The sequence below is a fragment of the Burkholderia sp. Cy-637 genome, assembly GCF_011753175.1.
Classification (GTDB): domain Bacteria; phylum Pseudomonadota; class Gammaproteobacteria; order Burkholderiales; family Burkholderiaceae; genus Burkholderia; species Burkholderia gladioli.
Map to the genome: position 1 here is coordinate 1 of NZ_VWWC01000043.1, position 25966 is coordinate 25966.

Consider the following 25966-nt stretch of genomic DNA (forward strand, 5'->3'; position numbering starts at 1 on the left):
GCGGGTGGCCGTGTTGGGCGTGATGGCCGTGTCGGTATAGGTGACCGAGCGCAGCGCCGCCTGCCATTGCGCCAGCGTGGCGCTGGCACCGGCCGAGGTCAGCGTCAAGGTGCCATGCACGGCGTCGGCACGCAGCGCCGCGAACGCGTCGCGCACCGCCTGCGCGCCGCGCGCGATGATGTCGTGGCGCACCAGCCCGACCTTGGACGGTGTCTGCGCTTGCAGCACGCGCACCAGGTTCGCGTCCGTCATCGGCGTGAGCGGGTGGTGCTCCATGCCCGATTCGCTGAGCAGCGCGTCGCCCACGAACAGGTGGCCGCGATAGATGGTGCGGCCGTTCTCGGGGAAGGCCGGGCAGGCGATCGCGAGTTGCTGGTCGGCGCCGAGCGCCTTGGCCAGCGCGTCGGCGACGGGGCCGATATTGCCGGCGGCGGTCGAATCGAAGGTCGAGCAGTACTTGAAGTAGATCTGGCGGCATCCTTGCGCGCGCAACCAGTCGAGCGCGGCGAGCGACTGCGCGACCGCGTCGGCGGGGGCGATCGTGCGCGACTTCAGCGCGACGATGATCGCGTCGGCGTCGAGCGAGGCACCGGCCTCGGGCACGCCGATCGTCTGGATCGTGCGCATGCCGCTCCTGACCAGCATGTTGGCCAGGTCGGTGGCGCCGGTGAAGTCGTCGGCGATGCAGCCCAGCAGCGGCCGGGCGGGAGCGGCGGAGGAAGCTCGGGAGGAAGCGGTCATGGCGGCGGTCGGGATCAGCGGGCGGGCGGCAGCGTGATGCCGGGGAAGGTCTTGATCACGGCCGAGTCGTCCTCGCCGCCGTGGCCGGCGCTCGAGGCGCTCATGAACATCTGGTGCGCGGTGGCCGACAGCGGCAGCGGGAACTTGCTGCGGCGCGCCGTATCGAGCACCAGGCCGAGATCCTTGACGAAGATGTCGACCGCCGACAAGGGCGTGTAGTCGCCGTCCAGGATGTGCGGCACGCGGTTCTCGAACATCCAGGAGTTGCCGGCGCTGTGGGTGATCACCTCGTAGAGCGCGTCGGCGTCGACGCCCTCGCGCAGGCCCAGCGCCATCGCCTCGGCGGCCGCCGCGATATGCACGCCGGCCAGCAACTGGTTGATGATCTTCACCTTCGAGCCCGCGCCGTGTTCGGCGCCGAGCCGGTAGACCTTGCCGGCGATCGCGGCCAGCACGTCCTCGCAGGCCGCGTAGGCTTCGGCCGGGCCGGAGCTCATGACGGTCATCTCGCCCGAGGCGGCGCGCGCGGCGCCGCCCGAGACGGGCGCGTCGAGCATCAGCAGCCCGGCCGCCTCGACGCGCGCGCCGAGCTGGAGCGCGAAGTCGGGCGCGACCGTGGCGCTGGAGATCACCACCGAGCCGGCGCGCATGGCCGGCACCGCGCCCTGTTCGCCGAACAGCACGGCTTCGGTCTGGGCGGCGTTGACCACCAGCGTGATCAGCACCTCGCAGCGCGCGCCGAGCTCGGCCGGCGTGGCGCAGGGCACGCCGCCCTCGGCCGCGAACGCGGCCAGCACGTCCTCGCGCAGGTCGCAGGCGTGGACGCGGAAACCGGCGCGCAGCAGCGAGCGGGCGACGCCCAACCCCATGGCGCCGAGACCGATGACTCCTACTTGTCGTGACATGGATGAACCTTCGTATGAGCGGGTGGCCCGGCCTGGCCGGGCACGGGATCAGCGGATGCCGGCCTGCGCCAGGCGCCGCGCGGCATTGACCATGTGGGTGCGGGCCGCGTTGCTGGCGGCCAGCGCGTCGCCGGCGCGGATCGCGTCGACGATCGCGGCGTGCTCCTCGCGCACCTGGCGCGAGAAATCCTCGCGCGTCGCCTCGTTGCGGCGCGTGACGGCCACGCCGGCTTCCAGGTACTGGTTCAGGAAGCTCAGCGTCTTGAGGAAGTAGGGGTTGCCCGTGACGGCGGCGATCGTGCGGTGGAAGGCGACGTCCTCGGCCACGCCGTCGAGGCCGGCGGCCACGGCCGCGTCGATCTTCGCCAGCGCCTCGTCGATGCGCATCATGTCGGCGTCGGTGCGGCACTTGGCGGCCTCGGCGGCCACCTCGGCCTCGATCGCGCGGCGCACCGACAGCAGGTGCACCAGCGAGCCCGATTCGACCGCCTCCGCGTAGTCGATCCGCAGCGGCCGGATCGCGCCGTGCGTCGCGATGAACACGCCGCTGCCCTGGCGCGGCTCGACCACGCCCTCGTTCTTCAGGCGCGAGATCGCCTCGCGGATTACCGTGCGGCTCACGCCGAATTCCTGCGCCAGCACCGTTTCGGTCGGCAGCTTGCCGGTGCCGGCGAAGGCGCCGATCTCGATCTGCTTGAGCAGTTGCTGGGCGACCGTGTCGCTCATCGCGCGGGCCGGGATTTTCTCGAACATGGATGGACCGGGTTATCAGGTTATGTGGTCATCATACAAATTTTTGTTCGAGAGGCGGCATGAGGGATTACCCGGGGAAGGCTTGGAAAGTCCGCCGTCTAGTGCAGCCGGGCGTTGAAGAACGCCAGCGCCTTGGCGTTGAAGTCCCGGTGGAAGGCGGCGCGATCGAAGCCCGCGCCATCGGTGCAGAGCGCCGGCGAATCATGCGCGAGGCTCGCCGGGCAGGGCGGCAGAAACGCGAAATGCGCGGCACCGGGCACCACGTGCGATTCGGGCTTGGTCGGCAGCGAGCAGGCCAGCGCCGCGATCGTGCCGGCCAGCACGCCGTCGCCGCCGAGCTCGGACGCCCAGAGCTGGATCGGCGCCTTCACGTCCTTCAGGTCCTCGGGATCGGGAAACTCGTTGAGCGGATCGGCCAGCACGTAGGCGCGGATCCGCGGGTCGCGCGCGAGCGGCTGGCTGGGCAGGCGGCGGTTGCGGATCTGCTCGCAGATCGGCAGCTTCGGGTCCGGGCAGGGCACGTTGGCATGCACGAAGTCGGGCCGGCCGCCGGCCAGCACCAGGCCCGTGTAGCCGCCGCGCGAGAAGCCGAAGAAGCCGATCCGGTCGGCATCGATCGATTCCGCTACCGGCGAGGTCGTCAGCAGGTAGTCGATCAGGCGCCGGATGTCGGCCGGCCGTTCGACGAAGGACGAGATGTCGGCGTTGCGGCTCATGTCGGCATGGGTATCGCCGGGATGATCGATCGCGGCGACCACGTAACCCGCGTCGGCCAGCGTCTCGGCCAGGTCGTGATGATTGAGCAGCGAGCCGCCGTGGCCATGCGAGATCACCACCAGCGGCAACTGCCTGCCGAGCGTCGGGCAGTCGCGCGTGGCGTTCAGCGCATAAGGGCCGATCGTCAGCGCTTGCGCGGCGGCGGCGCAGGGCGTCCAGATCGCGAGCTTCAGCGCGGGGCTGTCGCCGTCGGCGGGAACCTGGGCGAAACGCAGGCCGGCCGCCTGCGAGAGCGTGGTGGACAGACCGAACAGCAGCAGCGCCAGCAGCCAGCGTCTCATCGTGTCTCGCTCCGAGGCGGGCGAGCGCGTCGCGGCGGGGAGCCGCAAGCGCCCTGCAAGGTTCGCATTCCGAAACGGGCCGCGCTGTCGCGATGCGCAATGCGTTGAGGGCGCTGCGGCGCCGTGAACGACGACGATGTATAGCCGTGCGCGCGAGGCGCGTCAATCGTGCGCCGCGTCAGGCGGCGGCGCGTCGCTCATCGATCGCGCGCCCTCAGCCGTTGCGCGAGGCCACCAGGAAGGCGCCGAGCACCAGCACGCCCGCGCCCAGCAGGGTCCGCGCCGACAGCGCGCCGCCATGCGCCCCGGCACTGTCGAGCAGCAGCCCGAACACCAGTTGGCTGGCCACCAGCACGGCGATCGTGGTGCCCGCGCCGAAACGCTGGTAGCCATGGATGCTGGCGAACACGAAGAAGGCGCCGAGCAGCCCGGGCACCAGGCCCCAGCCGCGCAGCGCGCCGGCCAGTTCGCCGAAGCCGGCCTTGCCCGAGCGCATCGCCAGCAGGGTCAAGAGCGCGGCGAGCCCGACCGAGGAATTGACGATCAGCGCGATCAGCACCGTCGAGGCCGATTCGGTGATGCGCGCCATCAGGGTGTTCTGCACCACCACGGCCGCGCCCGCGCCGACCAGCAGGCAGAACGGCAGCCACGGCATCATGGGCGCGGCGCGTCCGGGTTCGGCCGCGCATCCAGCGTCAACTGCATGAACGTCAGGTCCAGCCACTTGCCGAACTTCATGCCGACCTGCTTCAGGGTGCCGGTATGGACGAAGCCGAGCCGCTCGTGCAGGCGCACCGAGCCGGCATTGTTGGCCTCGATGCCGGCCACCATCACGTGCTTGCCGATCGCGCGGGCCCGCTCGATCAGCACCGCCATCAGTTGCGGGCCGAGACCGCGGCCGCGCTGGTCGTCGCGCACGTAGATCGAGTGCTCGACCGTGCCGCGAAAGCCGTCGAAGGCGCGCCAGTCGCCGAACGAGGCATAGGCGACCACCTCGCCGGCTTCGTCGATGCCCACCAGCACCGGATAACCGGCCTTGCGCCGATCGGCGAGCCAGGCCAGGCGATTGGCCGTGTCGACGGCGGTCTCGTTCCAGATCGCCGTGGTCTGCAGGACCGCGTGGTTGTAGATGGCCGTGATACCTTCGATGTCCTGCGGGCCCGCGTCGCGAATTTCCATGCCAGCCTCCTTGGGCTGTCCACTAAATTGAAACGAGTGTACACCATAGTAGACGATATCGATCAACGAATCGGCGCCCGGATTCGCGCCGAGCGCGAGAGCCGCGGCTGGTCGCTGACCAATCTCGCCGAGAATTCGGGCGTGTCGCGCGCCATGATCCACAAGATCGAGCGCGGCGAGAGCAGCCCGACCGCCACCTCGCTGGCCAAGCTGGCGGGGGCCTTCAACCTGAGCATGTCGGCCCTGCTGGCGCTGGCCGAGCTGGAGGACGGGCGCCTGCTGCGGGTGGACGACCAGCCGGTCTGGGTCGATCCGCAAAGCGGCTACGTGCGCCGCCACGTCTCGCCGAAATCGGTGTCGCCGCTGACCCTGGTCGAGATCGACCTGCCGCCGGGCGCGGGGATTCCGATGCCGGCCTCGGCCTACCTGAACATGCGGCAGTTGATCTGGGTGCTGGACGGCACGCTGGTGTTCGTCGAGGGCGGCGAGCGCCATGAACTGCAGGCGGGCGACTGCCTGGAGATCGGGCCGCCCGCCGACTGCGAATTCCGCAACGACAGCGCGGCGAACTGCAAGTACGCGGTGATCGTGCTGAAGAAGGGCTAGGGCGCGAAGGCGCCCTGGAGGGATCGGGCGCGCCAAGGGAATAAATCGCCGGGCCGGGCCGTTCTGGTGTCGAGCCGATGCGTGTTCGTACCGCGTCGTGCCTTCTTCGTCCGACATCCACAGGAGGCCTCATGGCCAGCGGCTTGAACCGGTTTTTTCTTCAGGACACACGAGCGTTCTCGACCACCAACTACCTGACCACGGCAGGCGTTTTCCAGGTCAGCGACCAAGTCAACGCGGTCGACCTGCGCAAGGTGGGCGACGGGCAACTGCAGGTGGTGCGCATCGCGCCGACCATGCAGAGCGCGGAGTCCGACGATGCGCCGATTCCCGCCTATTGGGTGCCGCAGGGCGGATCGTTCGACGTGCCGGTGCTCGCCACCGATCGCAAGTTCGTGTTCACGCCGGATTTTTCCGGTTGCTCGCTGCTGGTCGACCAGATCAGCGACCGGACCTACCGCGTCTATCACGTCACGGGCGGCAGCAGCTATCTGCAGACCGAATACAAGAACCGCCGCGCCTCGGGGGCGATGCTGGCGGCGGCCCTCACGCACGAGGGCTACGGCACGCGCGAGTCGCCGCGCGCCTTGTTGTTCATGAAGTTCGAGGAGGGGCGCTGGTGGATCTACTACCAGGGCCAGACCGGTGCCGGTTACGGCCTGGTGGCAGGCGACCAGGTGCAGCGCGTGCAGGGCTCCACCGCCGCCGACACGATCCGCAGCGCGGGCCGCATGCCGGTGGCGAACGTCCTGAAGGGCGAGGTACCGGTGTTTACCGCCGACCGGCTGTGCGACGGACAACTGGTGGTGCCGCGTCCGCCCAGCCCGAATCCGGCGGTGCGCAAGCCGAACGCGCCGCAACTGATGACGAACCTGTGGATCTATTGAGCGGCGCCGGCGCGGCCTTCAACCCTTGGTCGCGCCGAAGGTCAGCCCCGCCACGAAGTGCTTCTGCATCAGGAAGAACATCGCCACCGAGGGCATCGCGGCCAGCACCGAGCCGGCCGAGACCAGGTTCCAGGAGGTGGTCCATTGCCCCTTGAGGGCGGCCACGCCGACCGTGATCGGCGCGGCGTCGTCGCCCTGCGTCAGGCACAGCGCCCAGAAGTAGTCGTTCCAGACGAAGGTGAATACCAGGATCGAGAGCGCGGCCAGCGCGGGCCGGATCAGCGGCAGGATGATGCGCACGAACACGGTCCATTCGCCGGCGCCCTCGATGCGCGCGGCTTCCACCAGCTCGAACGGCAACTGCTTGATGAAGTTGCGCAGGAACAGCGCGCAGAAGCCGGTCTGGAACGAGAGATGGAACAGGATCAGGCCGCCCACCGAGTTGTAGAGGCCGAGCTTGAGCGTGAGGTCGCGCACCGGGATCATCAGCACCTGGATCGGCACGAAATTGCCGGCCACGAACACGGTGAACAGCGAGGTATTGCCGGGAAAGCGGTAGATCGCCAGCGCGAAGCCGGCCATTGCCGCCAGCAGGATCGCGCCGGCCACGGCGGGCACCGTGATCAGCACGCTGTTCCAGAGGTAATGCAGCATCGGCGAGGCGGTCAGCGCCTCGCGGTAATTGGCCACGATCGCGATGTGTCGTGGCCAGTCCCAGTAGTGGCCCGCGCTCAGTTCCTCGGAGGAGCGCACCGAGGTGAGCAGCACGGCGAGCAGCGGCAGCAGCCACACCAGCAGCGCGAGCGGCAGCGACAGCTTGTAGAGCGCGCGCGAGGCGGGTTTCCAGCGTTCGATCGGAGTCGGAAACATCGGGGTCTCCCGGGTGGCCTGGGGATCAGCGTTCGCTGCGCAGCAGGTGGCGCAGGTGGAACACGATGTAGAGCATCATGATCGCGAACAGCACGACCGCGATGGCGGACGAATAACCGAGCCGGTAGTACTTGATCGCCTGGTCGTACATGTAGTACGCGAGCACGGTGGAGCTGTCGAACGGGCCGCCGCCCGTCATCACCGAGATCAGGTCGAAGCTGCGCAGCGCGCCGATCACGGTCACCACGATCGCCATGAAGGTGGCCGGCCGCAGTTGCGGCAGCACCACGTGCCACAGCAGGGTCCAGCCTTTCGCGCCTTCCATGCGGGCCGCCTCGATCTGTTCGGCGTTGAGCGTGGTCAGCCCGGTCAGGTAGAGGATCATGCAGTAGGCGGTTTGCGGCCACAGCGCCGCGAAGATGATGCCGGGCGTGGCGTAGCGCGGATCGCCGAGCACCGGGATGCCGTGCCCGAGCAGCAGCTTGAGCAGGCCGAAGGTGGGATCGTAGAACCACGAGTAGATCAGCCCGACCACCACCCCCGACAACACGAAGGGCGCGAAGAACAGCGACTTCAGCAGCCGCATGCCGGCCAGCGCCTGGTTCAGGTACAGCGCGATCGCCAGGCCGAAGGGCGGCGCCAGCAGGAACAGCAGCAGCCAGATCAGGTTGTTCTTCAGCGCCGTGTAGAAGGTGTCGGCGTGCAGCAGCTCGGCGTAGTTGTCGAGCCCGATGAAGCCGGGCTCGCTCATGCCGTCCCAGTGGTAGAAGGACAGGCGGATCGTCGAGATCACCGGCCACACCACGTAGAGCGCGAACATCAGGCAGGCCGGCGCGAGGAACAGGAAGGCGGCGAGCCGGTGGCGATGCGGCCGCCGGCGACGCGCGGGCGGCGCCAGCGAGCGTTCGCGCCGCGCGGACGCGGGGCGCGCGCCCTCGTCGCCGGGCGGCGCGGCGGTGGGCGAGAGCGACGAGGACACGGACGAAGGCAAGACGGAACGGGGCACGGCCGATCTCCTGAACCTCCGGAAGCGGCGGCGCGCGAGGCTGCGCCGCCGCTTCCGGCTTACTTCCTGTAGATGCGCTGGCGGGCGGCTTCGAGTTGCGCGAGCACCGCGTCGAGCCGGCTCGGGTCGGCCAGGAACTGCTGCATGCCCTTCATGCCCTCGTCGGCCATCTCCTTGGTCATGTCGCGATCGTAGAACTGCGCGAGGCCGCCCTTGGTGCCGGCCAGCATGCGGAACGCGATCTGCGAGATCGGCTCGTCCGGCGCCGGCGACTGGCTGTTCGCCGACAGCGAGCCGAGCCCCTTGGCGAGCTGCGCGCCCACGGCCGGCGTCTCGACGAAGGCGAGGAAGGCGCGCGCCTCGGCCTTGTGCTTCGCCTTGGCGGGGATGTGCAGCGATTCGACCGGCGCGTCCTCGGCGGTCGGCACGTTCGGGTCCATGACGGGGAAGCGGAAGAAGCCGATGTCCTGCCGCGCGGCCGGCGTGAAGCCGCCGGTGATGAAGGTGCCCATCAGCATCATCGCGGCCTTGCCCTGGAACAGGAAGGGCTGGGCCGCGTCGAGATCGTAGGACAGCGCGTTGTCGATGAAGTAGCCGGCGTCGATCAACTGCTTCCAGGCGGCATAGACCTTCTTCACGCGCGCGTCGGTATAGGCGACCTCGCCCGCCATCAACTGCTGGTGGAAGGCATTGCCGTTCAGGCGCAGGTCCAGGTAGTCGAACCAGCCCGCGAGCGTCCAGGCATCGCGCCCGCCCACTGCGATCGGCGCGACGCCGGCCGCCTTCAGCTTCTTGCAGGCATCGAGGAAGTCGGCCCAGTTGCCCGGCTCGCCGGCGATGCCGGCCTTCTTGAAGGCGCTCCGACTGTAGAACATGCCCCAGCCGTAATAGACGGTCGGCGCCGCGTAGGGCTTGCCCTGGAAGGACGAGGCTTCCCTGGTGGAGGCGTACATGGCGTCCCAATGGTTCTTCTGCCAGTCCTGCGAGAGATCCTCGAACAGGCCGCGCTTGGCGTAGTAGGCCATGCGCTCGCCGTCGTGCCAGTTGACGATGTCGGGCGGCGCCGTCATCAGCCAGTTCGGCAACTGCACCTTGTAGGCCTCCTCGTCGACGAAGGACAGCTTGACCTCGGTGCCGGGATGCGCCTTGCGGAACGCGTCGATCACCTCGCTCCAGACCGCGCGCTGGCTCGCGCCCTTGAAGGCGATATTGACGTTCAGCGTATCGGCCTGCGCGAGCGGCGCGCCGAGGCCGGTCAGCAAGGCGGCGAGCGCGGCGTACCTGGCGAGGCCGCGGCGCGGGCGTGACTGATGGATCTGCATCTGCTGTCTCCGTGTCTGGACTGCGTTTTATGGTGTCTCGGTCCTGGCTTATTGCGTGGCTTCGTGCTCGGGCGAGCGATAGGCGGCGACGCCGGCCGCCTCGATGCGCCGCGTGCCGATCACGATCGCCGCATCGGGAATGGCGGCGTCGAGCATGTGGGCACCCGGGCCGTAGTTGAAGACCCAGGTGAGCCTGCCGCGCCGGCTGACGCGTATCGAGTCGCCGAGCGCGACCGGTTCGAGGCCGGCTTCGCGGGCGATGCGGGCGAACAGCGCGGCCGTGGTGGCCTCGTCGAACAGGCTCGCGAGATAGTGCAGCGAGCCGTGGCGCAGCCAGGCCGGGTGGCCGTCCTCGAAGCGCGCGCGAATCTCGGTGGCGGCGTGCCCGGCCTCGACCAGGTCGCGCCAGTGATGCGCCTCGCCCCGGTGCGCGGCCTCGTGTTCGGTGGCGGCGAGTTGCACCGGCTCGGCCAGGTTCGGCCGCAGCGATTCCACGCGCCACACGCGGATCGGCAGGATCGAGGCCAGCGGGCCGGGCGGCAATTCGGCGGGAATCCGCAGCTCGGCCGTCTTCGAGCCGCTGCGCGGGCCGAGCACCACCTGCGCGCCGCTGGCGGCCAACCGCGCGGCGAAGTCGTCGGGCAGGATCGGCAGCGGCGGCACCACCACCAGGCGATAGCCGTCGAGCGGCGCGTCGGCCGGCACGATGTCGACGTCGAGGCCGAGCGAGCGCAGCGCCGAGTAGTACTCGACGGCGAAGCGCGGATAGTGGAAGTCGGCGCCTTGCGGGTGGATCTCGAACAGCCATTTCGCGGTGTAGTCGAACACCAGCGCGACGCGGGCACGTACCGGGCCGCTCGCGTCGGCGTCGCGATCGGCCCGCAGCGCGCGCAGTTCCTCGGCGACGACGGCGGCTTCCTTGCCGCCGAGATCGAGCCGGTTGTCCGGCGTGTTCAGCCCGGCATGCATCTGCTCCTGCGCGAACGGCGCCTGGCGCCAGCGAAAGTAGGACACGCAGCCGGCGCCGTGCGCGAAGGCTTCCCAGCTCCACAGGCGCACCATGCCCGGCAGCGGCGAGGGGTTCCATTGCGCCCAGTTGACCGGCCCCGGCTGCTGCTCCATCACCCAGAACGGCAGTTTCGACATGCCGCGGTAGAGATCGTGGTTGAAGCTGGCGAAATCGGGATGCCCGGTGCGCAGGTAGCGCGCCTTCACCGCCGGCGCGTACCACTGCTCCTCGAGCGCGCCGAGCGGGTAGCTGTCCCAGGCGGCGATGTCGAGGTCGGCCGCCACCGGGTAGTGGTCGAACTCGGTGAACAGTTGCATGAAGTTGTGCGCGATCGGCCGTCCCGGCGAATGCGCGCGGATCAGCTCGACCTGCATGCGGTTGTAGCGGCGCACCTCGTCCGAGGCGAAGCGGCGGTAGTCGAGCCGATGCGAGGGATGCGCCTCGGTGACGGTGCCGACCGGCGCGTCGATCTCCTCGAAGCCGCGATACTCCATGCTCCAGAACACCGTGCCCCAGGCCGCGTTGAGCGCGCCGATACTGCCGTAGCGCGTGCGCAGCCAGTCGCGGAAACGCGCCAGCGCGGCCGGCGAGTAGCTGAGCACCGTGTGGTGGCAGCCGTATTCGTTGTCGGTCTGCCAGTAGGCGACGGCCGGATGTTCGCCGTAGCGCCGCGCGACCGCCTCGCAGATGCGTCGCGAGGCTTCGAGATAAACGGGCGAGGAGAAATCGTAGTGGCGCCGCGAGCCGAACTGGCGCGGCCGGCCGTCGGCGCCGATCGCGAGGATCTCGGGATGAAGGTCGATCAGCCATTTCGGCGGCGTCGCGGTGGGCGTGCACATCACCACCTGCAGGCCCGCCGCGCCGAGCGTGTCGATCGCGCGATCGAGCCAGCCCCAGTCGTATTCGCCGGGCGTGGGCTCGATCCGGCTCCAGGCGAATTCGGCGATGCGCACGCGCTCGATGCCGAGCGCCTTCATGCGCGCGGCGTCGTCGCGCCAGAGGGCTTCGGGCCAGTGCTCGGGGTAGTAGCAGACGCCAAGATGCATCGGGGGTTCCTCGTGCGGGTACGTTCGTCAGGTCAGGGAGGGCAGGGCGGCGGCCTGCGTCGCGCGTGGCGCGATCGCGAAACCGTCGGCGCCGAACAGGTGGCAGGACATGGCGGGTGCGTGCAGGCCGAGGGTGTCGCCGCGCGCCACGCGCAGGCCGCCGGGCGCCTTCGCGATCAGCGTCGCGCCGGGCTGGTCGAGATGTACGTAGCTGTGTTCGCCGAGCGCCTCGACCAGCGTCACGCGGCGCGTCAGCGTCACGGCGGCGGTGGCTTGCGCGCCGTCGTTGCCCGAGGCGAGCACCAGGTGCTCGGGGCGAATGCCGAAGCACACGTCGTCGCCGGGCCGCAGGCGGCTCGGGTCGACCGGCAGCCGCGCGCTTTCCTGGCCGCCCTCGAGCCGGATCGTGACGCCGTGCTCGTCGGCTTCCAGCACCTTCGCCTCGATGAAGTTCATGCGCGGCGAGCCGATGAAGCCGGCCACGAAGCGGCTGGCCGGGCGATGGTAGAGCTCGAGCGGCGCGCCGACCTGGGCGATGCTGCCGTGGCGCTCGGTATCGGCGCCGCTGTGCAGCAGCACGATGCGATCGGCCAGCGTCATCGCCTCCACCTGGTCGTGCGTGACGTAGACCACGCTGGCCTCGCCGAACTGGCGATGCAGGCGGCCGATCTCGATGCGGGTCTGGCCGCGCAGCGTCGCGTCGAGGTTCGACAGCGGCTCGTCGAACAGGAACACGCCCGGCTCGCGCACGATCGCGCGGCCGATCGCGACGCGCTGGCGCTGGCCGCCGGAAAGTGCCTTGGGATGGCGCTCGAGCAGGGCGTCGAGCTGCAGGATGCGGGAGGCCTCGCGGACCTTGCGGTCGATCTCGGCCTTGGGCGTCTTCGCCAGGCGCAGGCCGAACGCGATGTTCTCGTAGACCGTCATGTGCGGGAACAGCGCGTAGCCCTGGAACACCATCGCCACGCCGCGCTGCGCGGCGGGCACGTCGTTGACGCGGCGCCCGCCGATCGACAGCTCGCCGCCGCTGACGTCCTCCAGCCCGGCGATCATGCGCAGCAAGGTGGACTTGCCGCAGCCCGAGGGCCCGAGGAACACGCAGAACTCGTGCGCGCCGATTTCCAGGTCGACGTCGCGGATCACCGGCGCCGCGTCGCCATAGGCCTTCCATACATCCTGCAAAACGATGCTGGCCATTCCCGCGTCTCCATGATTTAATTGCGCTCGATGTGTGATTAAGCGCTTAACCTTCCAGCTTCGAAAAAACGATCGTCGAGGCGATCGTCGTTTCCAGGCTCGGGTTGTCTGTCGATCATCGAGCGCGATGTGCCAACTGGCAACTATTTTTCCGCTGTCCCAGATATTGACGTCATGCCGACCCTGACCGAAGTGGCCCGCGCCGCGGGCGTGACACCCGCCACCGTTTCCAACGTGCTGCGCAATCGCGGCCGGGTGGGCGCGAAGACGCGCGAGCGCGTGCTGGCCGCGATCGAGGCGCTGGGCTACCGGCCGCACCTGGCGGCGCGCGCCTTGGCGGAAGGGCGCGCGCCGACCATCGCGCTGATGGTGTCGAGCATCGCCAACCCCTTCTATCCCGAGTTCGCGCTGGCGGTCGAAAGCGCGCTGCGGCGCAGCGGCCGTTTCCTGATCATCTGCAATACCGAGGGCGATCCCGATACCGGCCGCGCCTATCTCGACCAGATCGCCGGCACCTTGTCCGAGGGCGTGCTGGTGATGAACGCGAACCTGCGTTTCGAGGACCTGCACGCCACCGAGGCGCGCGGCGCGGCGGTGGTGCTGTGCATGTGGGAGCGGCCCGATGCGCCGCCGGGGCTGCCCTGCGTGGCGGTCGATTTCCGGCGCGCCGGCGAGCTGGCGGCCAATCACCTGCTCTCGCTCGGACATCGCCGGATCGGCGCGATCGTCGGCAGCAAGGCCTGGGGCATCCACACGGCGCGCTACGAGGGCTTCGTGGCCGCGCTCGATGCGGCGGGTCTCGACGGCGCGGCGGCGCCGATGGTCTACGCGCCCGATACGATGCAGGGCGGCCAGGCCGCAGCGCGCGAACTGCTCGACGCGCATCCCGACCTGAGCGCGCTGTTCACCACCAACGATCTGCCGGCGCTGGGCGCGATCCGCGCGGCGGCCGATGCCGGCATCGCCGTGCCGGCCGAGTTGTCGATCGTCGGCATCACCGACATCCAGCTCGCCAGCGAATTCCGGCCGGCGCTGACCACCGTGACGGTGCCCACCGTCGAGGCGGCCGAGCAGGCGGTGGCCTTGCTCGACGAGTTGATCGCCGCGCGCGACGGCAGCGGTTCCGGCCAAGGCGCCGCGCCGCGCATGTCCGTGAGTTCCGAGCCGCGCCTGGTGGTGCGCGATTCGACCGGGCCGGCGCGTTCGATGCGCGACTAGCGCGCGCGGGCTCGTTGCGTCCGCAACGAACCGCTCCATTCCGTTTCCCGTCATGGCTTGCGCCGCCCATTGCCGGCGGTGGTAATCCTCCGACGATTTCCCTCCTTCCGTCCGACCTTTGTGCGTCGCATCGAGACGCTTGCTCATTGAATGATGTTCGTCATATCATGTTGCATGATGGTCGTCATATTATGGCGATGCGCGGCGCCCGTGAGCCGCGCCCGGCAAGGCGCCGGGGCGTATCACGGGCGCCGCGCGCGCATCCGGCCGCTCCCCGTCAGCCAGGGCCGGGCACCCCGCAGCGGTGTGCCCGACCTGCCAGGCACCCCCGATTACAGGAGTCAAGCATGCAAGACAACAACGCCGCCGCAGGCGATGCCGCGGCAGGGCGCGATGCACCCCGCAAACGACGGATCATTCCTTTCGTCATCCTGACGGTCGTGGTGATCGGCGCGGTGGGTTACGGCATCTACTGGTGGTTGAGCGGACGTTTCTACGAGTCGACCGACGATGCCTATGTCGGCGGCAACGTCACGGTGATCTCGCCGCGCGTCTCGGGCTACGTGGCGCGCGTGCTGGTGGCCGACAACGCGCTGGTCCATGCCGGGCAGCCGCTGATCGAGCTCGATCCTGCCGATTTCAAGGCGCGCCTCGACGCGGCGCAGGCCGAGGTCGACGCGGCCAAGGCGGCGCTCACGCGCCTCGACGCGCAGCACCAGCTGGTGGAGGCCGACATCGCGCAAGCCCAGGCGCAAGCCGATGTCGACACCGCCTCGCTGCAGTTCGCCAATCGCGACGCCGAGCGCTACAGCAATCTCGCCGAATCGCATTCGGGCACGCAGCAGGATTCGCAGCGCGCGCAGACCTCGCTCGACCAGGCTCGCGCCCGCGTGCGCGCCTCGGCGGCGGCGGTCAACGCGCAGCGCCGTCAATTGACGGTGATCGAGGCGCAGAAGGTCGAGGCGCAGGCGCGCGTGGAGCAGGCGCAAGCCTCGATGCGCAATGCCAGGCTCGATAACGGCTACACCACGCTCTACGCGCCGGTCGACGGCTACGTCGGCAATCGCTCCGCGCATCCCGGCACCTACGTGGCGGCCGGCACGCAGCTGATGTCGCTGGTGCCCGCCAAGGGCCTGTGGATCGACGCGAACTTCAAGGAAGACCAGATTCGTCACATGCGCATGGGCCAGGCCGTCGAGATCGAGGCCGACGTCGACTCGGGCCTGAAGATCGAAGGGCACGTGGAGAGCCTGGCGCCCGCCACCGGCTCGGTGTTCAGCGTGATCCCCGCGCAGAACGCCACCGGCAACTTCACCAAGATCGTGCAGCGCGTGCCGGTGCGCATCGCGCTCGATCCGGCCGTCGCCTCGCTCGGCGCGTTGCGTGCCGGGTTGTCGGTGGTCGCCACCGTCGATACCCGATCGGCCGCGCGATGAGCACGCCCGCCCAGGGAGCCGCGAGCGCCCATCCCCCCGTGCTGCCGTTCGCGGTGATGTGCGTGGGCATGTTCGTCGCGCTGCTCGACATCCAGGTGGTGGCCGCCTCGCTGCAGGACATCGGCGGCGGCCTGTCGGCCGGCCAGGACCAGATCGGCTGGCTGCAGACCGCCTACCTGATCGCCGAGATCATCACGATTCCGCTGTCGGGCTGGCTCACGCGCGTGTTCTCCACGCGCTGGCTGTTCGTGGCCTCGGCGATCGGCTTCACGATCGCCAGCATGCTCTGCGGGCTGGCCTGGAGCATCGGCAGCATGATCCTGTTCCGCGCCTTGCAGGGCATGCTCGGCGCGTCGATGATCCCCACCGTGTTCACCTCGTCCTTCCACTACTTCCAGGGCAAGCGCCGGCAGATGTCGGCCGCGGTGATCGGCACCATCGCGGCGGTGGCGCCGGCGCTCGGGCCGGTGATCGGCGGCTGGATCACCGACACCATGTCGTGGCGCTGGATCTTCTACATCAACGTGATACCGGGCCTCTTGGTCGCGCTCGGGGTGGCGACCATGGTCCGCATCGACGAGCCGGACATCTCGCTGCTCAAGGACGCCGACTATCCCGGCATCGTGCTGATGGCGGTGTTCCTCGGCTTCCTCGAATACGTGCTGGAGGAAGGCTCGCGCTGGAACTGGTTCGACGATGCCGACATCCGCCACTCGGCCTGGATCTCCGGCATCGCCGGCGTGCTGTTCGTGTGGCGCAGCCTGGTGTACGCGCATCCGGTGGTGGACCTGCGCGCATTCTCCAACCGCAACTTCACGATCGGCTGCATCCTGTCCTTCATCACCGGCATCGGCATCTTCAGCACCATCTACCTGCTGCCGCTGTTCCTCGGCTACGTGCGCGGCCTGTCGGCGCTGCAGACCGGCGCGATCGTCTGCGCCACCGGGCTCGGCGGCTTCCTCGGCGTGCCGGCCTACATGTCGCTCGCCAACCGGGTCGACACGCGCTACCTGATGATGTTCGGCCTCGCCATGTTCGGCCTGTCGATGCTGAGCTTCGCGCAGATCACGCACGAGTGGGGCGGCGACCAGTTGTTCTGGCCGCAGATCATCCGCGGCCTGCCGCAGGTGTTCGCGGTCGCGCCGGCCGTCACGCTCGGGCTCGGCAGCCTGCCGATGGCGCGCGTGAAGTATGCGAGCGGCCTGTTCAACATGATGCGCAACCTGGGCGGCGCGGTCGGCATCGCGATCTGCGGCGCGATCCTCAACAACCGCACGAACTTCCACTTCGAGCGCATCGCCAGCGCGCTGACGAGCAGCAATGCCGCCATGCAGTCGCTGCTCGACGGCTCGCAGGCGAGCTTCGGGCAGGCCTTCGGCGACACCGCGCACGCGGCCTCGGCCACGCTGCTGCAACTGCGCTCGCTGGCGTTCCGCGAAGCCTCGACGATGGCCTACGCGGATGCGTTCCTGGTGATCGGCGCGGCCTTCGCGCTGGCCGTCCTGCTGGCCCCGATGCTGCGCAAGGTAGGTGCGCCGCCGCCCCCGAGCCGCGACTCCGGACACTGACATGGATGCGAACAAGATGGTTTCGATGAATACCGAGCGGCGCCTGCCATGGCGCGCACTCGCGCCGGCCGCGCTGGCGAGCCTGCTGCTGGCGGGCTGCATGGTCGGCCCCGACTATCACCGGCCCGAGCTGGCGATGGCCGACCACTATCATTCCGGCGCCGCGCTCGGCCAGCTCGCGAGCGACGGCAACGCCGACCTGGCCCGCTGGTGGCGCGGCTTCGACGATCCGGTGCTGACGCGCATCGTCGAGCGCGTGCTGGCGCAGAACCTCGACCTCGAGGCGGCCCAGGCGCGCGTGATCCAGGCGCGCGCGGCGGCGGGGCAGGCCGCCACCGGCTGGTTGCCGCAAGGCAGCCTGGACGGCAGCGTCACCGAGCAGCGCCAGTCGCTGGTGAGCCCGTTCGGCACCGTGGCGAGCCAGTTCCCCGGCTACAAGCGCAACATCACGGTCGAGCAGATCGACGTGGGCGCGAGCTGGGAGCTCGATCTGGCGGGCGGCCTGCATCGCCAGGCCGAGGCGCTGCGCGACGAGGCCGACGCGGCCGAGGCCTCGCGCATGGGCACGCGCGTCTCGGTGGTGGCCGAGGCCGCCGACGCCTACTTCCAGCTGCGCAGCGCGCAGGCCGCGATCGTGCTGCTGCGCGAGCAGATCGATACCGACCAGGCCTATGTGCGCGTGATGGACGACCGGGTCCACCAGGGCGTCGCGCTCGATCGCCAACGCGACGACGCCGAGGCCACGCTCGCGCAGGATCGCGCGCTGCTGCCGGGGCTGCGCACGCTGGCCGAGCGCCAGCGCAACCGGCTCGACGTGCTGATGGGCGACGCGCCCGGCACCAACGCCGCCGCGATCGGCGATATGCCGCCCGACATGTGGGTCTCGCCGGGGCTGCCGGCCGACCTGCGCCCGGCCGACCTGTTGCGGCGGCGGCCCGACGTGATCGCGGCCGAGCGCAAGCTGGCCTCGTCGACGGCCGGCATCGGCGCGGCGCTCTCGCAGTATTACCCGGACATTTCCTTGTCCGGGCTGCTCGGCTTCGACCGCATGAACAACGGCAGCCTGTTTACCGCGCGCGCCTTCGAGCCCACCGCGCTGGCCGGGCTGCACTGGCGCCTGTTCGATTTCGGCCGCGTCGATGCCGAGGTCACGCAGGCCAAGGGGGCGCGCGCCGAGGCCTTCGCGCGCTACCGGCAATCGGTGCTGCGCGCCAGCGAGGATGTGGAGAACGCGCTGGTGGCGCTGGCCGAGGCCGGCGAGAACACCGATCAGTGGCGCGCGGCGGTGGGCGCGAACAGCCGCGCCGAGCAATCGGCGCAGCGCAGTTACCAGCAGGGCGCGGCCGCCGAGGGCGACCTGCTGCTGCGCCGGCGCAGCCTGCTGGAGGCGCGCCGCGCCTGGGTGCTGGCCAGCGGCGATCGGGCGCGCGCCACGGTGGCGGCCTATCGCGCGCTGGGCGGCGGCTGGGTGCCGGAAGCGCCGCACGATTCGCACGAGGCGGCGCTGGCCAGCAATGCATCGGCATCGACCGCGCCCGCGGCGGGTACGTCGCACGCGAACGCGATGCCGTAAGGGCCGCGCGCCCGCTTGCCCGGCCTCGCTCGGCGAATCGGGGCGGGGTCGCGGCAGAGGGCGGCGTGGTATGTTGTAGCGTTATTTGGCGAGGTGAGACGGATGCGATACAGCCCCGAGCACAAACGGGAAAGCCGCAATCGCGTGCTGGCGGCGGCGGCGCGCGCGATCCGCGAACAGGGTCCGGACAACGTCAGCGTGGCCGCCGTGATGGCCGAGGCGGGTCTCACGCATGGCGGGTTCTACGCGCATTTCGCATCGAAGGGCGCGCTGATCGTGGCGGCCATCGACTTCATGTTCGACGAGACCGCCGCGCGCCTGGACAAGCGCATGCACGGCAAGTCGCCGCGCGAGGCGCTGCTCGCCTATATCGACCACTACCTGTCGGCCACGCATTGCGCCGCGCGCAATACGGGTTGCCCGATCGCCGCGCTCGGTTCGGATATCCCGCGCCTCGACGACGAGACGCGCGCCGCCTTCGCGCGCGGCATGGAGCGGCAGCAGGAGCGCATCGCGGGGCAACTGCAGTTGCTCGGTTACGAGGATGCCGATTCGATGGCGCGCTCGATGCGCTCGGAGATGTTCGGCGCGCTGCTCAGCGCGCGGCTGGTGGACGGCGAGGCGCGCGAGGAGATTCTGGAGACCTCGCGGCGCGTGCTGTTGAAGCGGTTTCATCTGGAAACCGAAGCGGTGGAGTGAGTTGGGGGTGCATCGGTGCGCGCCGCGAGTCATTCGCGATATCGATGCACCTCGACGCGATCCGCGACATGTGCCAGCCAGTCGGCGTAACTCGTCGCCACCTGTTCGCGTTCCGGATCGTCGTGCCAGATGCGAATCACCTGTCCGAACGTGCCCCCAGGCGCTGGATCGAGATCGAGGCATAGGTGATTGCCGCTACCGTCGTGCGTGAAAGGAATCCACCCTGGGTTGTACCAATCGTCTCGTATGCCCGGTTCGGGCTCGGAACTCATGCCGTCGAAATCACCGCTGTCGGCCAGCCCTCTCCAGATTGACCATTGAACAAGGATGTCTCGCGCGCTCAACAAGCGGTCGCTATCAACCAGCGCGTTATGCGGTTGCACCTGGCCATCATGCATGCGCAGGCTGTCGAGCAAGGCCTGGGGCAGGGACGCCTGGGTAGCGGCTTGCAACCGCGCGATATCGTCGTCGTTCGCCGGTTCGTTGAAACCTCCCGGCAGCAGTCCTGGACAAGCGAATATCGCTGCCTCGATGCGTCGCCAGACCAAGGGAAGATCGGCAGACGGCAGCGACGGGGCGGACGATATGCTGTCGACCGTCGACGAGGGTGCTTCTTTCCGTGATGCGATGGCCGGCATCGTGGGATGAAGGAGGATATCGGGAGAGGTCCGATCCAATCGAAGAAACAGGACCGGGCTTCCTGATTCGATCGACTTGTCACCGGCCGGGATTGCCACGAGCACATCCGCATTCGCGACGCCGCTAATTTGACCTTCCCCCTGGAACGGTAGCAATTTGATCGATGACCTGCCGTCCGCGCCGAGATCCCGGTTACCCCATCGCATCGCATTGAACTCGGAATCTCGCTCGACCGAGTGCGCGACGATGCCGGTTTCCCACTGCGGGCCGGGCATCGCGACATGTTCCAGCAGGCCGAGCACATGCGCCGCCACGGTATGTAGGCCGATGGCCACGGCACCGATGTGGCCCGGGAAATTGAGCAGCGTGGCTTGATCGTAGGCGGTCAGCGTCTGCGTGCCGCCTGGTGTGCCGTCGGGCCGCAACCGCGGAATGGTCCATCGCTTTGACGGCGAGCGATCCTCGCTCCGTCCGAGATCGAATCGTCCGGCAGGCGATTGCTTGATGTCGATGGTCATTCGCGCATTTGTATACTGCGTCTGCCCGTTCAGACCACGGGTCTGAAATGGCGGACTACCGGGCAACCCGGCACCGATGATCAGGTCGTAGCGCTTCGACAACTCGGAAAGCCGCTGCTTGAAAAGCTGTTCGTCGTGCTGCACTGCATGTGGCGCCTGAATCGGGTTCGGTGGCGTGAGGTACTCGACCGCGGGAACCTCGTAACCCCACTGGCGCAACACCGCGCGCACGTAGGCGCCAGTCGCGTCGGGCCGTCGCCAGGGCTCGCGCACGGCTTCCGACATGGCCCGATCGTGGCCGACGATCAGGACGCCGATGCGCGGGCGTTTGACCACGTTCACTTCACGCAAGCCAGCGGCGATCAGCGCCAACTGATGGCGAGGGCCAAGACGCGTCCCCTTGGAAACCACCACCTCGCCCTGCCGATATTCGCTACCCGTCGTGACGACATTGCGCGATTCCGGCAACGGATACTGCAAAACCAGATAGGGCTGCTCATTACGGTATGCAGGCCGATGCTCGACATGCGAGGCAACGGTGTCCGCATGTTCGGGGAGTGGAAACCAGGCGGCGGCTTCGGCTGCTCGTCCCATCTGAAGTGCGCGGGACGCGGGGCTGGCATCGCCGGTCAGCAGCAGGCGCAATCCCGAGTCGACGCGTAACTCGGCAGGCTGGCGCGCTGTCGCGGCTGCCGTGTCGGCTGCGCGCAACGCATAGCCGTCGCAACTCGCCAACGCGACTGCCGGTACGTCACCGGGCGCAACGATATCGATTGCCGTGACACGCGCCAAGGCGTCCTCGACCGTGACTGTTTCAATCAACATCGCGCCTGGGACGGCATGTGCGCATAGCTCGTAGGCCTGTTTCAGCCAGGCAGGGAAGACTGCTTGTTCGCGCATACGTTCCTCGAATGCCATATCACGGCTCGCGGGGCTAATCGCGAATCGCATTTCCTTGGGGATGCGACAGAATCGGAGATCATCGCTTCGTCGCGCTTGCGCATCGACGTCGATGTGCAATGGTTGATTATCGGGCATGCATTGCCGCAAGTAGATGATGTCGAGGAATGAGTCTGCTCGACGCTCATTGCCTTTGTCGATTCGATGTCCCGTCGATTTCTCGTTCGTGACGTTCTCGCGATATTCCTTGTCGGTTCGCCTCTTGCATAGGAATATGCATCACCGGACCGGCTGGGGCGCATTGGAAGGATTCGTTCCATCTGGTTGTTTTTGTTTGACGAGAACAATACATTCTAGGCGCAACGAGAGGGATGATTTCGATGACGTCAAGGTTTCGGCGCGCGTTGATTGGCGCGATCGCGCGAGTGTCGGTCGCGCTGCTGTTTGTTTCAGGCATTGCAACCGGCGCCCGGGCTCAGCAGATGGATTTCGGCGGCATGTACGGCATGGGCGGAACGCCGTCGGGTACCTATTTCAACAACCCGGCCACCCATGCGCCGTCCTGCCCGGCGGGCTATACCGCTTATCAGGTGCTCGGCACGTCCAACGTGGACTGGCCAGCCTTCTGGTGCGGGCGTCCGCATGTCAGCGGTGTCGATTCGCTATTCGATTTTGGCGGAACCTACGCTTATTCATCGAGCACGGCCCAGGGTGCCGTGCCTTGGAAAGGCTATAACGCCTACGTCAATCCGTTCACTCATACGGATACCTGTCCACCGGGATATTCGAGCAGCCAGGTTCTGGGCACACCGAACGTCGACAACACGCTGTACTTTTGCTATCGGCCCCATCAGGCAAGTGGCCCGTCGATGACATTCGGCGGCATGACGGGAGACGGGCTGCCGCCTTATCCGAATCCGGCCACCGGCACCAGCTACACCTGTCCCCAGGGTTATGTGCGATACAGCGCCTACGGAACGCCTGGCGTCGATTATGCGATCTTCTACTGCGGAATCGCGGTCGATGCGTCGTCCGTCAAGGCCGGCGATGGCTCGCTTGGCATTGGCGAGCCATTGGTATCGAATACCATTGTCAACAACTGGGGACTGCAGGATCAGATCAATGGCATCCTCTCGCTCCATCCGCGTGTCGTGAGGATGTGGATGTTGAGTTGGCAGGAATTCAGCGGCATATCGGCCGGTGTCGTTCAGCCGAATCCCGCCAACCTGGCGCTCTACCAGCAGTCCGTCGATCAACTGGTGCGGGCCGGTGTGACCGTGGTGGGAATGGACAACTCCTATCCATCCTGGATGACCGGCTCCAGCACGACGGCCGATTCGGCGAGCATTCCGTGCCCGGGCAGCGGTGCGCCCTACACCACATTTCTCGCCAACTGGCAGGCTACCTGGAAGGCACAAGCGCTGGCATTTCCCGGCATCGCCCAATGGGAAATCGGAAACGAGCTCAATGGCGCAAGGACGCTGTTGCCGATCCAGACCGGCGCCGGTTCGTGCGGCAAGACGACGTTCAATTATGCCGATCGCCTCAGGATTGCCCTCGATCTCATGTACTGGGGAGATCGCGGCGTCAAAGCTGGTAATCCGGGCGCAACGGTGTACATGCCGGCCGCTGCGCCTGTCACGGCGGATGACATTGCCTCGAACGATCCGAGCCTGAATGGAATCGCGAGGTATCTGGGCGACATCTACCGGGCCATCGCCGCGAATGGCGCTCTGTCGACGAACAAGCGTGACTATTTCGACGGGGCGAACTGGCATCCCTACATCGCCCAGGACGCCACCATGAGCACCTGGGTTGCCACCAACCAGGCGGTGCACGATGTCCTGGCAAGCAATGGGGACGGCGGCATTCCGGTCCTGCTGTCGGAGGACGGCTATACCACGCCCAACACCTCGGCTTCGCAGCAAGCCATGCTCGACACGATCAATCTCACGCAGACTAACCTGCCCTGGGTCAGGTACCTGATCTGGTTCAGGGCGTTCGCCAACAGCCCGGATCCGGAATACGCCATCCTGCTTGGATTCCCGTTCCAGCAAACCTTGTCGTCCCAGGTGTTTTGCCAATTCACCGGATGCGGCAATCTCCCGTATCGGCAGTATTGACACGGGAGCAGGCCTCACGCCACGAGACCCGAGCGGCGGATGGCCCGCGCCGCGAATCTCGTCGATAATCGCTCGTCGTCCAATTACAAAATCTCACCGCGAGGGCCGCAAGATGCAAAAACGAAAATGGATGGGGGCTGCCGGCTGGCTGCTGGCAGCGATGCTTGCGTGGCTGCCGGCAGCATGGGCTACGCCCACCGACGTGTCGGCTGGTTCTTTTGTCTTCCTCAGCCCGGAAACCGCCTGCGCGGCGAGCCCGCAGAATTGCATCACCACCAACCCCGCGGCGGCGGGGACGGCGGTCGATGCGCTGGTCCAGGCCGGTGGCGCATTCTTCCTGCTGCCGTCCCTGGGCGCGAACGATTCGAAGGAGCTCGAATCCGCCATTGCATCCCGCCACAAGAAATTCCTCAGCTTCGAGGAATGGGCCTTCCAGGCGGCGCGAGTGTCTGGGAAGTTCAATTGCACGTCCTATAAGACCCATCGCATCGACCCGTTCCTGTTGCCCTTGAAGGCTGCCTATCCCGACGCGTTCTACGGCTTCAATCTTGCCGACGAGCCCGGCAGCTCGGTCCATGAAGAGTTGGGACAACTGCGCGCCTGCCTGAAGCAGCAACCCGAATTCGCGTCGATGAAGATCTTCGTCAACCTCAGCCCGGCCAATGCGAATTCGGCGGCACTGACCGACTACCGTTCGCCCAATGCCGACATCCTGTCTCCGGCCGAGTACGGGGTGGACTGCAGCAGCAATACAGTTGCCAACCGCAGCCTCGCCAACATGGTGATTGCCAATTACGGCGCCTATGTCCGTTCGGCCGTGAACAATATCGGGCCGGACATCCTGGCGTTCGACAATTATCCGTTTACGCCTGCTTTCGATACCTGCTCCGCGGCGCGCGAATTGATCACCAGCGAGAACATGAGCAATATCGCCGGCATCGCGCGTGCCGCCGGCATTGCCTCGGTCGCCTACCTCCAGAACATGCGCACGCCGCCCGGCGTCACCCCGGTGAGATTCGACAGCGCGGGATTCCACGCGCTGCGCTGGTACTCGGCCTGGTTCTTCACGTTCGGCGGGCAGGGTTTCGCGAACTTCCTCAGTCATGACGCGTCGGCGAGCGTCGCGGGAATCCCGATGCAGGGCATGCTCTCGATCGACAACACGCCGCGCGATCTGCTCAACGAGCAGCAGTCCACCTTCGGGATGAACAGCCAGGTCCAGGCGAACCTCCAGGGATATCCGTTCCAGGATTTCGTCGCGCCCTGGTTGGGTGTCAACACCGGCACCGTGATCGGCTGGCTGCCCTCGACGGATCTGATGGCGGGCGAATATGGCACGCCGGCCGGCGGCCGCGTGATGCTCTTCATCGCAAGCCGGCCGATCACGGGCACCGTCGGCACGACGCTCGGGCTCAATCAATGGTGGGCGAAGATCGAGCAGCTCGATTTCAATACCGGCACGTGGAAGGTGGTGGGCACCAGCACCAATGCCATCACGGTGTCGCTGGGCGATTTCCCGGGCGCGCTCTATCGTCTATCGAGCCAGCCCTGAACGAAGGGCGGACCTCGGTCCGCCTCACCCCTCCCGCCGATTCCCATGCTCGTCCCGCTCCCGCGCGGGCGGCATGTGCAGCAAGGCCTCGACCCGCTCCATCCTCTGCCGGGCCAGCTCGGGCTGCCGGCTCACCATGCTGATCACCAGCATCTCGCAGAGCGCGAGCGCCGGCACCGAGCTCTCCAGCACCTCGTAAGGCCGCCCGTGCACGCGCAGCACCACCTCGGCGAAGGCGCCGATCGGCGACATCCATTCGTCGGTCAGCAGCAGGATCCGCGCGCCCTGCCGATGCGCGGTGGCGGCGAACTCGATCACCGATTCCTGGTAGCGGCGGAAGTCGAGCAGCAACAATAGGTCGCCGGGCCCGATGTCGGCGAGGATGCCCCACGACGAGGCCAGGTCGGGCTGGATCAGCGCCACGTTCGGCCGCGTGTAGGCGAGCGAATAGGCCAGCGAGGACGCCAGGAACGACGAATAGCGCCCGCCGCCGCAATGCACGCGCAGGCGCTCGTCCGACAGCAGCGCGACCGCGCGCCCGAAGGCGGCCTCGTCGAAATGCGCCTTGGTGTCCTGCAGCGAATCGGTCAGCCGGTCGAGCATCGAAGCCGGCGTCGGCTCGCCGCTCAACTCCGAGCGCGGCATGTCCATCCGGCTCAGCGGCGAATTCATGGCCGCGTCGATCTCCGCGTGCAGCGCCTGCTGGAAGGCCGAATAACTGTCGAAGCCGAGCTTGAGCGCGAAGCGGAACACGGTGGGCGCGCTCACGCCGGCCCGCTCGGCCACCTCGGCGATCGGCAGCAGCCCGAGGCTCGGGTAGCGCTCGAGCAGCGCCGCGGCGATCCGGTGCTCGGAGGCGGTGAAATCGGGCGGGGCCGACAGCAGGGTGGTGCGGATCGTCTTGCTCATGGTGCCGGTTTCGCTTGCCGCCTATATGGATGGAGAGGAGAGGGCCTGTAACAGACATTACATCCTGCCCGCGAGGAAAAGGCGAGGCAAGGGCGTCGAGCGCGGGTATACACCGGGATTTTGTCCACATATTGCACATGCTACGATCGCCGTCATTCCGATATGTACCGAACGTTACATCCATCGGCAAGGCGGGCAGGCGCATTTCCGGGGGGATCGCGGCTCGGCCGTGAACCCGTCCCCCATGGAGCG

Annotated in this window: 22 protein-coding genes; 9 read left to right on the forward strand and 13 right to left on the reverse strand. The window is 67.8% G+C overall.

Annotation, left to right across the window (positions count from 1 at the left end):
* The 6 genes from F3J10_RS14290 to F3J10_RS14315 form a co-directional block, all read right to left on the reverse strand.
* On the reverse strand, positions 1 to 741 hold a 741-nt coding region (locus F3J10_RS14290), incomplete at its 3' end, for a four-carbon acid sugar kinase family protein (protein ID WP_240155592.1).
* A 14-nt stretch (positions 742 to 755) separates the two neighbouring features.
* The gene (gene ltnD, locus F3J10_RS14295; RefSeq protein ID WP_036040353.1) at positions 756 to 1646 is read right to left on the reverse strand and encodes an L-threonate dehydrogenase; all 891 of its coding nucleotides are present in this window, start codon (positions 1644 to 1646) and stop codon (positions 756 to 758) included.
* 48 nt (positions 1647 to 1694) lie between these two features.
* Complete coding sequence (locus F3J10_RS14300) at positions 1695 to 2399, reverse strand: FadR/GntR family transcriptional regulator (RefSeq protein WP_025100378.1); 705 nt, start codon at positions 2397 to 2399, stop codon at positions 1695 to 1697.
* Between the two features lie 98 nt (positions 2400 to 2497).
* Entirely contained in the window at positions 2498 to 3457 is a 960-nt protein-coding gene (locus tag F3J10_RS14305) for an alpha/beta fold hydrolase (RefSeq protein WP_167242345.1), read from the reverse strand.
* A 214-nt stretch (positions 3458 to 3671) separates the two neighbouring features.
* Complete coding sequence (locus F3J10_RS14310; RefSeq protein ID WP_025100380.1) at positions 3672 to 4115, reverse strand: DMT family transporter; 444 nt, start codon at positions 4113 to 4115, stop codon at positions 3672 to 3674.
* Positions 4112 to 4636: a GNAT family N-acetyltransferase gene (locus F3J10_RS14315; protein ID WP_017917969.1), complete on the reverse strand. Its 525-nt coding sequence runs from the start codon at positions 4634 to 4636 to the stop codon at positions 4112 to 4114. The genes F3J10_RS14310 and F3J10_RS14315 overlap by 4 nt, the downstream gene beginning before the upstream one ends.
* 36 nt (positions 4637 to 4672) lie before the next feature.
* On the opposite strand from F3J10_RS14315, the gene F3J10_RS14320 reads away from it, so the two are divergent.
* Both F3J10_RS14320 and F3J10_RS14325 read left to right on the forward strand, forming a co-directional pair.
* Entirely contained in the window at positions 4673 to 5242 is a 570-nt protein-coding gene (locus tag F3J10_RS14320) for a helix-turn-helix domain-containing protein (RefSeq protein WP_047838029.1), read from the forward strand.
* 131 nt (positions 5243 to 5373) lie between these two features.
* Positions 5374 to 6129: a hypothetical protein gene (locus F3J10_RS14325; RefSeq protein WP_025100382.1), complete on the forward strand. Its 756-nt coding sequence runs from the start codon at positions 5374 to 5376 to the stop codon at positions 6127 to 6129.
* Positions 6130 to 6147: 18 nt separating this feature from the next.
* Here F3J10_RS14325 and F3J10_RS14330 read toward each other — a convergent pair whose 3' ends face one another.
* The 5 genes from F3J10_RS14330 to ugpC form a co-directional block, all read right to left on the reverse strand.
* Positions 6148 to 6999 carry a carbohydrate ABC transporter permease gene (locus F3J10_RS14330; RefSeq protein WP_036040361.1) on the reverse strand — a complete coding sequence of 284 codons (852 nt, stop codon included), beginning with the start codon at positions 6997 to 6999 and terminating at the stop codon, positions 6148 to 6150.
* 25 nt (positions 7000 to 7024) lie between these two features.
* Positions 7025 to 7978, reverse strand: a complete 954-nt coding sequence (locus F3J10_RS14335; protein WP_042283930.1) for a sugar ABC transporter permease — start codon at positions 7976 to 7978, stop codon at positions 7025 to 7027.
* An 86-nt stretch (positions 7979 to 8064) separates the two neighbouring features.
* The gene (locus tag F3J10_RS14340) at positions 8065 to 9327 is read right to left on the reverse strand and encodes an extracellular solute-binding protein (RefSeq protein ID WP_167242346.1); all 1263 of its coding nucleotides are present in this window, start codon (positions 9325 to 9327) and stop codon (positions 8065 to 8067) included.
* Between the two features lie 48 nt (positions 9328 to 9375).
* A complete protein-coding gene (locus tag F3J10_RS14345; RefSeq protein ID WP_167242347.1) occupies positions 9376 to 11382 on the reverse strand; it encodes a beta-galactosidase in 2007 nt (668 codons plus the stop codon).
* 27 nt (positions 11383 to 11409) lie between these two features.
* Complete coding sequence (gene ugpC / locus F3J10_RS14350) at positions 11410 to 12579, reverse strand: sn-glycerol-3-phosphate ABC transporter ATP-binding protein UgpC (RefSeq protein ID WP_167242348.1); 1170 nt, start codon at positions 12577 to 12579, stop codon at positions 11410 to 11412.
* A gap of 174 nt (positions 12580 to 12753) precedes the next feature.
* On the opposite strand from ugpC, the gene F3J10_RS14355 reads away from it, so the two are divergent.
* From F3J10_RS14355 to F3J10_RS14375, 5 genes are all read left to right on the forward strand, one after another.
* A complete protein-coding gene (locus F3J10_RS14355; RefSeq protein ID WP_166912846.1) occupies positions 12754 to 13797 on the forward strand; it encodes a LacI family DNA-binding transcriptional regulator in 1044 nt (347 codons plus the stop codon).
* 347 nt (positions 13798 to 14144) lie between these two features.
* Positions 14145 to 15233, forward strand: a complete 1089-nt coding sequence (locus F3J10_RS14360; RefSeq protein WP_166912847.1) for an HlyD family secretion protein — start codon at positions 14145 to 14147, stop codon at positions 15231 to 15233.
* Entirely contained in the window at positions 15230 to 16801 is a 1572-nt protein-coding gene (locus F3J10_RS14365; RefSeq protein WP_025102007.1) for a DHA2 family efflux MFS transporter permease subunit, read from the forward strand. The genes F3J10_RS14360 and F3J10_RS14365 overlap by 4 nt, the downstream gene beginning before the upstream one ends.
* Before the next feature lies 1 nt (position 16802).
* Positions 16803 to 18374, forward strand: a complete 1572-nt coding sequence (locus F3J10_RS14370) for an efflux transporter outer membrane subunit (protein ID WP_240155593.1) — start codon at positions 16803 to 16805, stop codon at positions 18372 to 18374.
* A 102-nt stretch (positions 18375 to 18476) separates the two neighbouring features.
* A complete protein-coding gene (locus F3J10_RS14375) occupies positions 18477 to 19073 on the forward strand; it encodes a TetR/AcrR family transcriptional regulator (RefSeq protein WP_167242349.1) in 597 nt (198 codons plus the stop codon).
* Positions 19074 to 19102: 29 nt separating this feature from the next.
* On the opposite strand, the gene F3J10_RS14380 is transcribed toward F3J10_RS14375, so the two are convergent.
* Positions 19103 to 21268, reverse strand: a complete 2166-nt coding sequence (locus F3J10_RS14380) for an SMI1/KNR4 family protein (protein WP_240154595.1) — start codon at positions 21266 to 21268, stop codon at positions 19103 to 19105.
* 233 nt (positions 21269 to 21501) lie between these two features.
* Between F3J10_RS14380 and F3J10_RS14385 the strand changes: the two genes are divergently transcribed.
* Entirely contained in the window at positions 21502 to 23253 is a 1752-nt protein-coding gene (locus F3J10_RS14385; protein WP_167230365.1) for a hypothetical protein, read from the forward strand.
* Between the two features lie 112 nt (positions 23254 to 23365).
* The gene (locus tag F3J10_RS14390; RefSeq protein ID WP_167242350.1) at positions 23366 to 24805 is read left to right on the forward strand and encodes a hypothetical protein; all 1440 of its coding nucleotides are present in this window, start codon (positions 23366 to 23368) and stop codon (positions 24803 to 24805) included.
* 24 nt (positions 24806 to 24829) lie between these two features.
* Here the strand turns inward: F3J10_RS14390 and F3J10_RS14395 are convergent, their stop codons facing one another.
* A complete protein-coding gene (locus F3J10_RS14395) occupies positions 24830 to 25714 on the reverse strand; it encodes a MurR/RpiR family transcriptional regulator (RefSeq protein WP_025102013.1) in 885 nt (294 codons plus the stop codon).
* Positions 25715 to 25966: the final 252 nt, after the last annotated feature.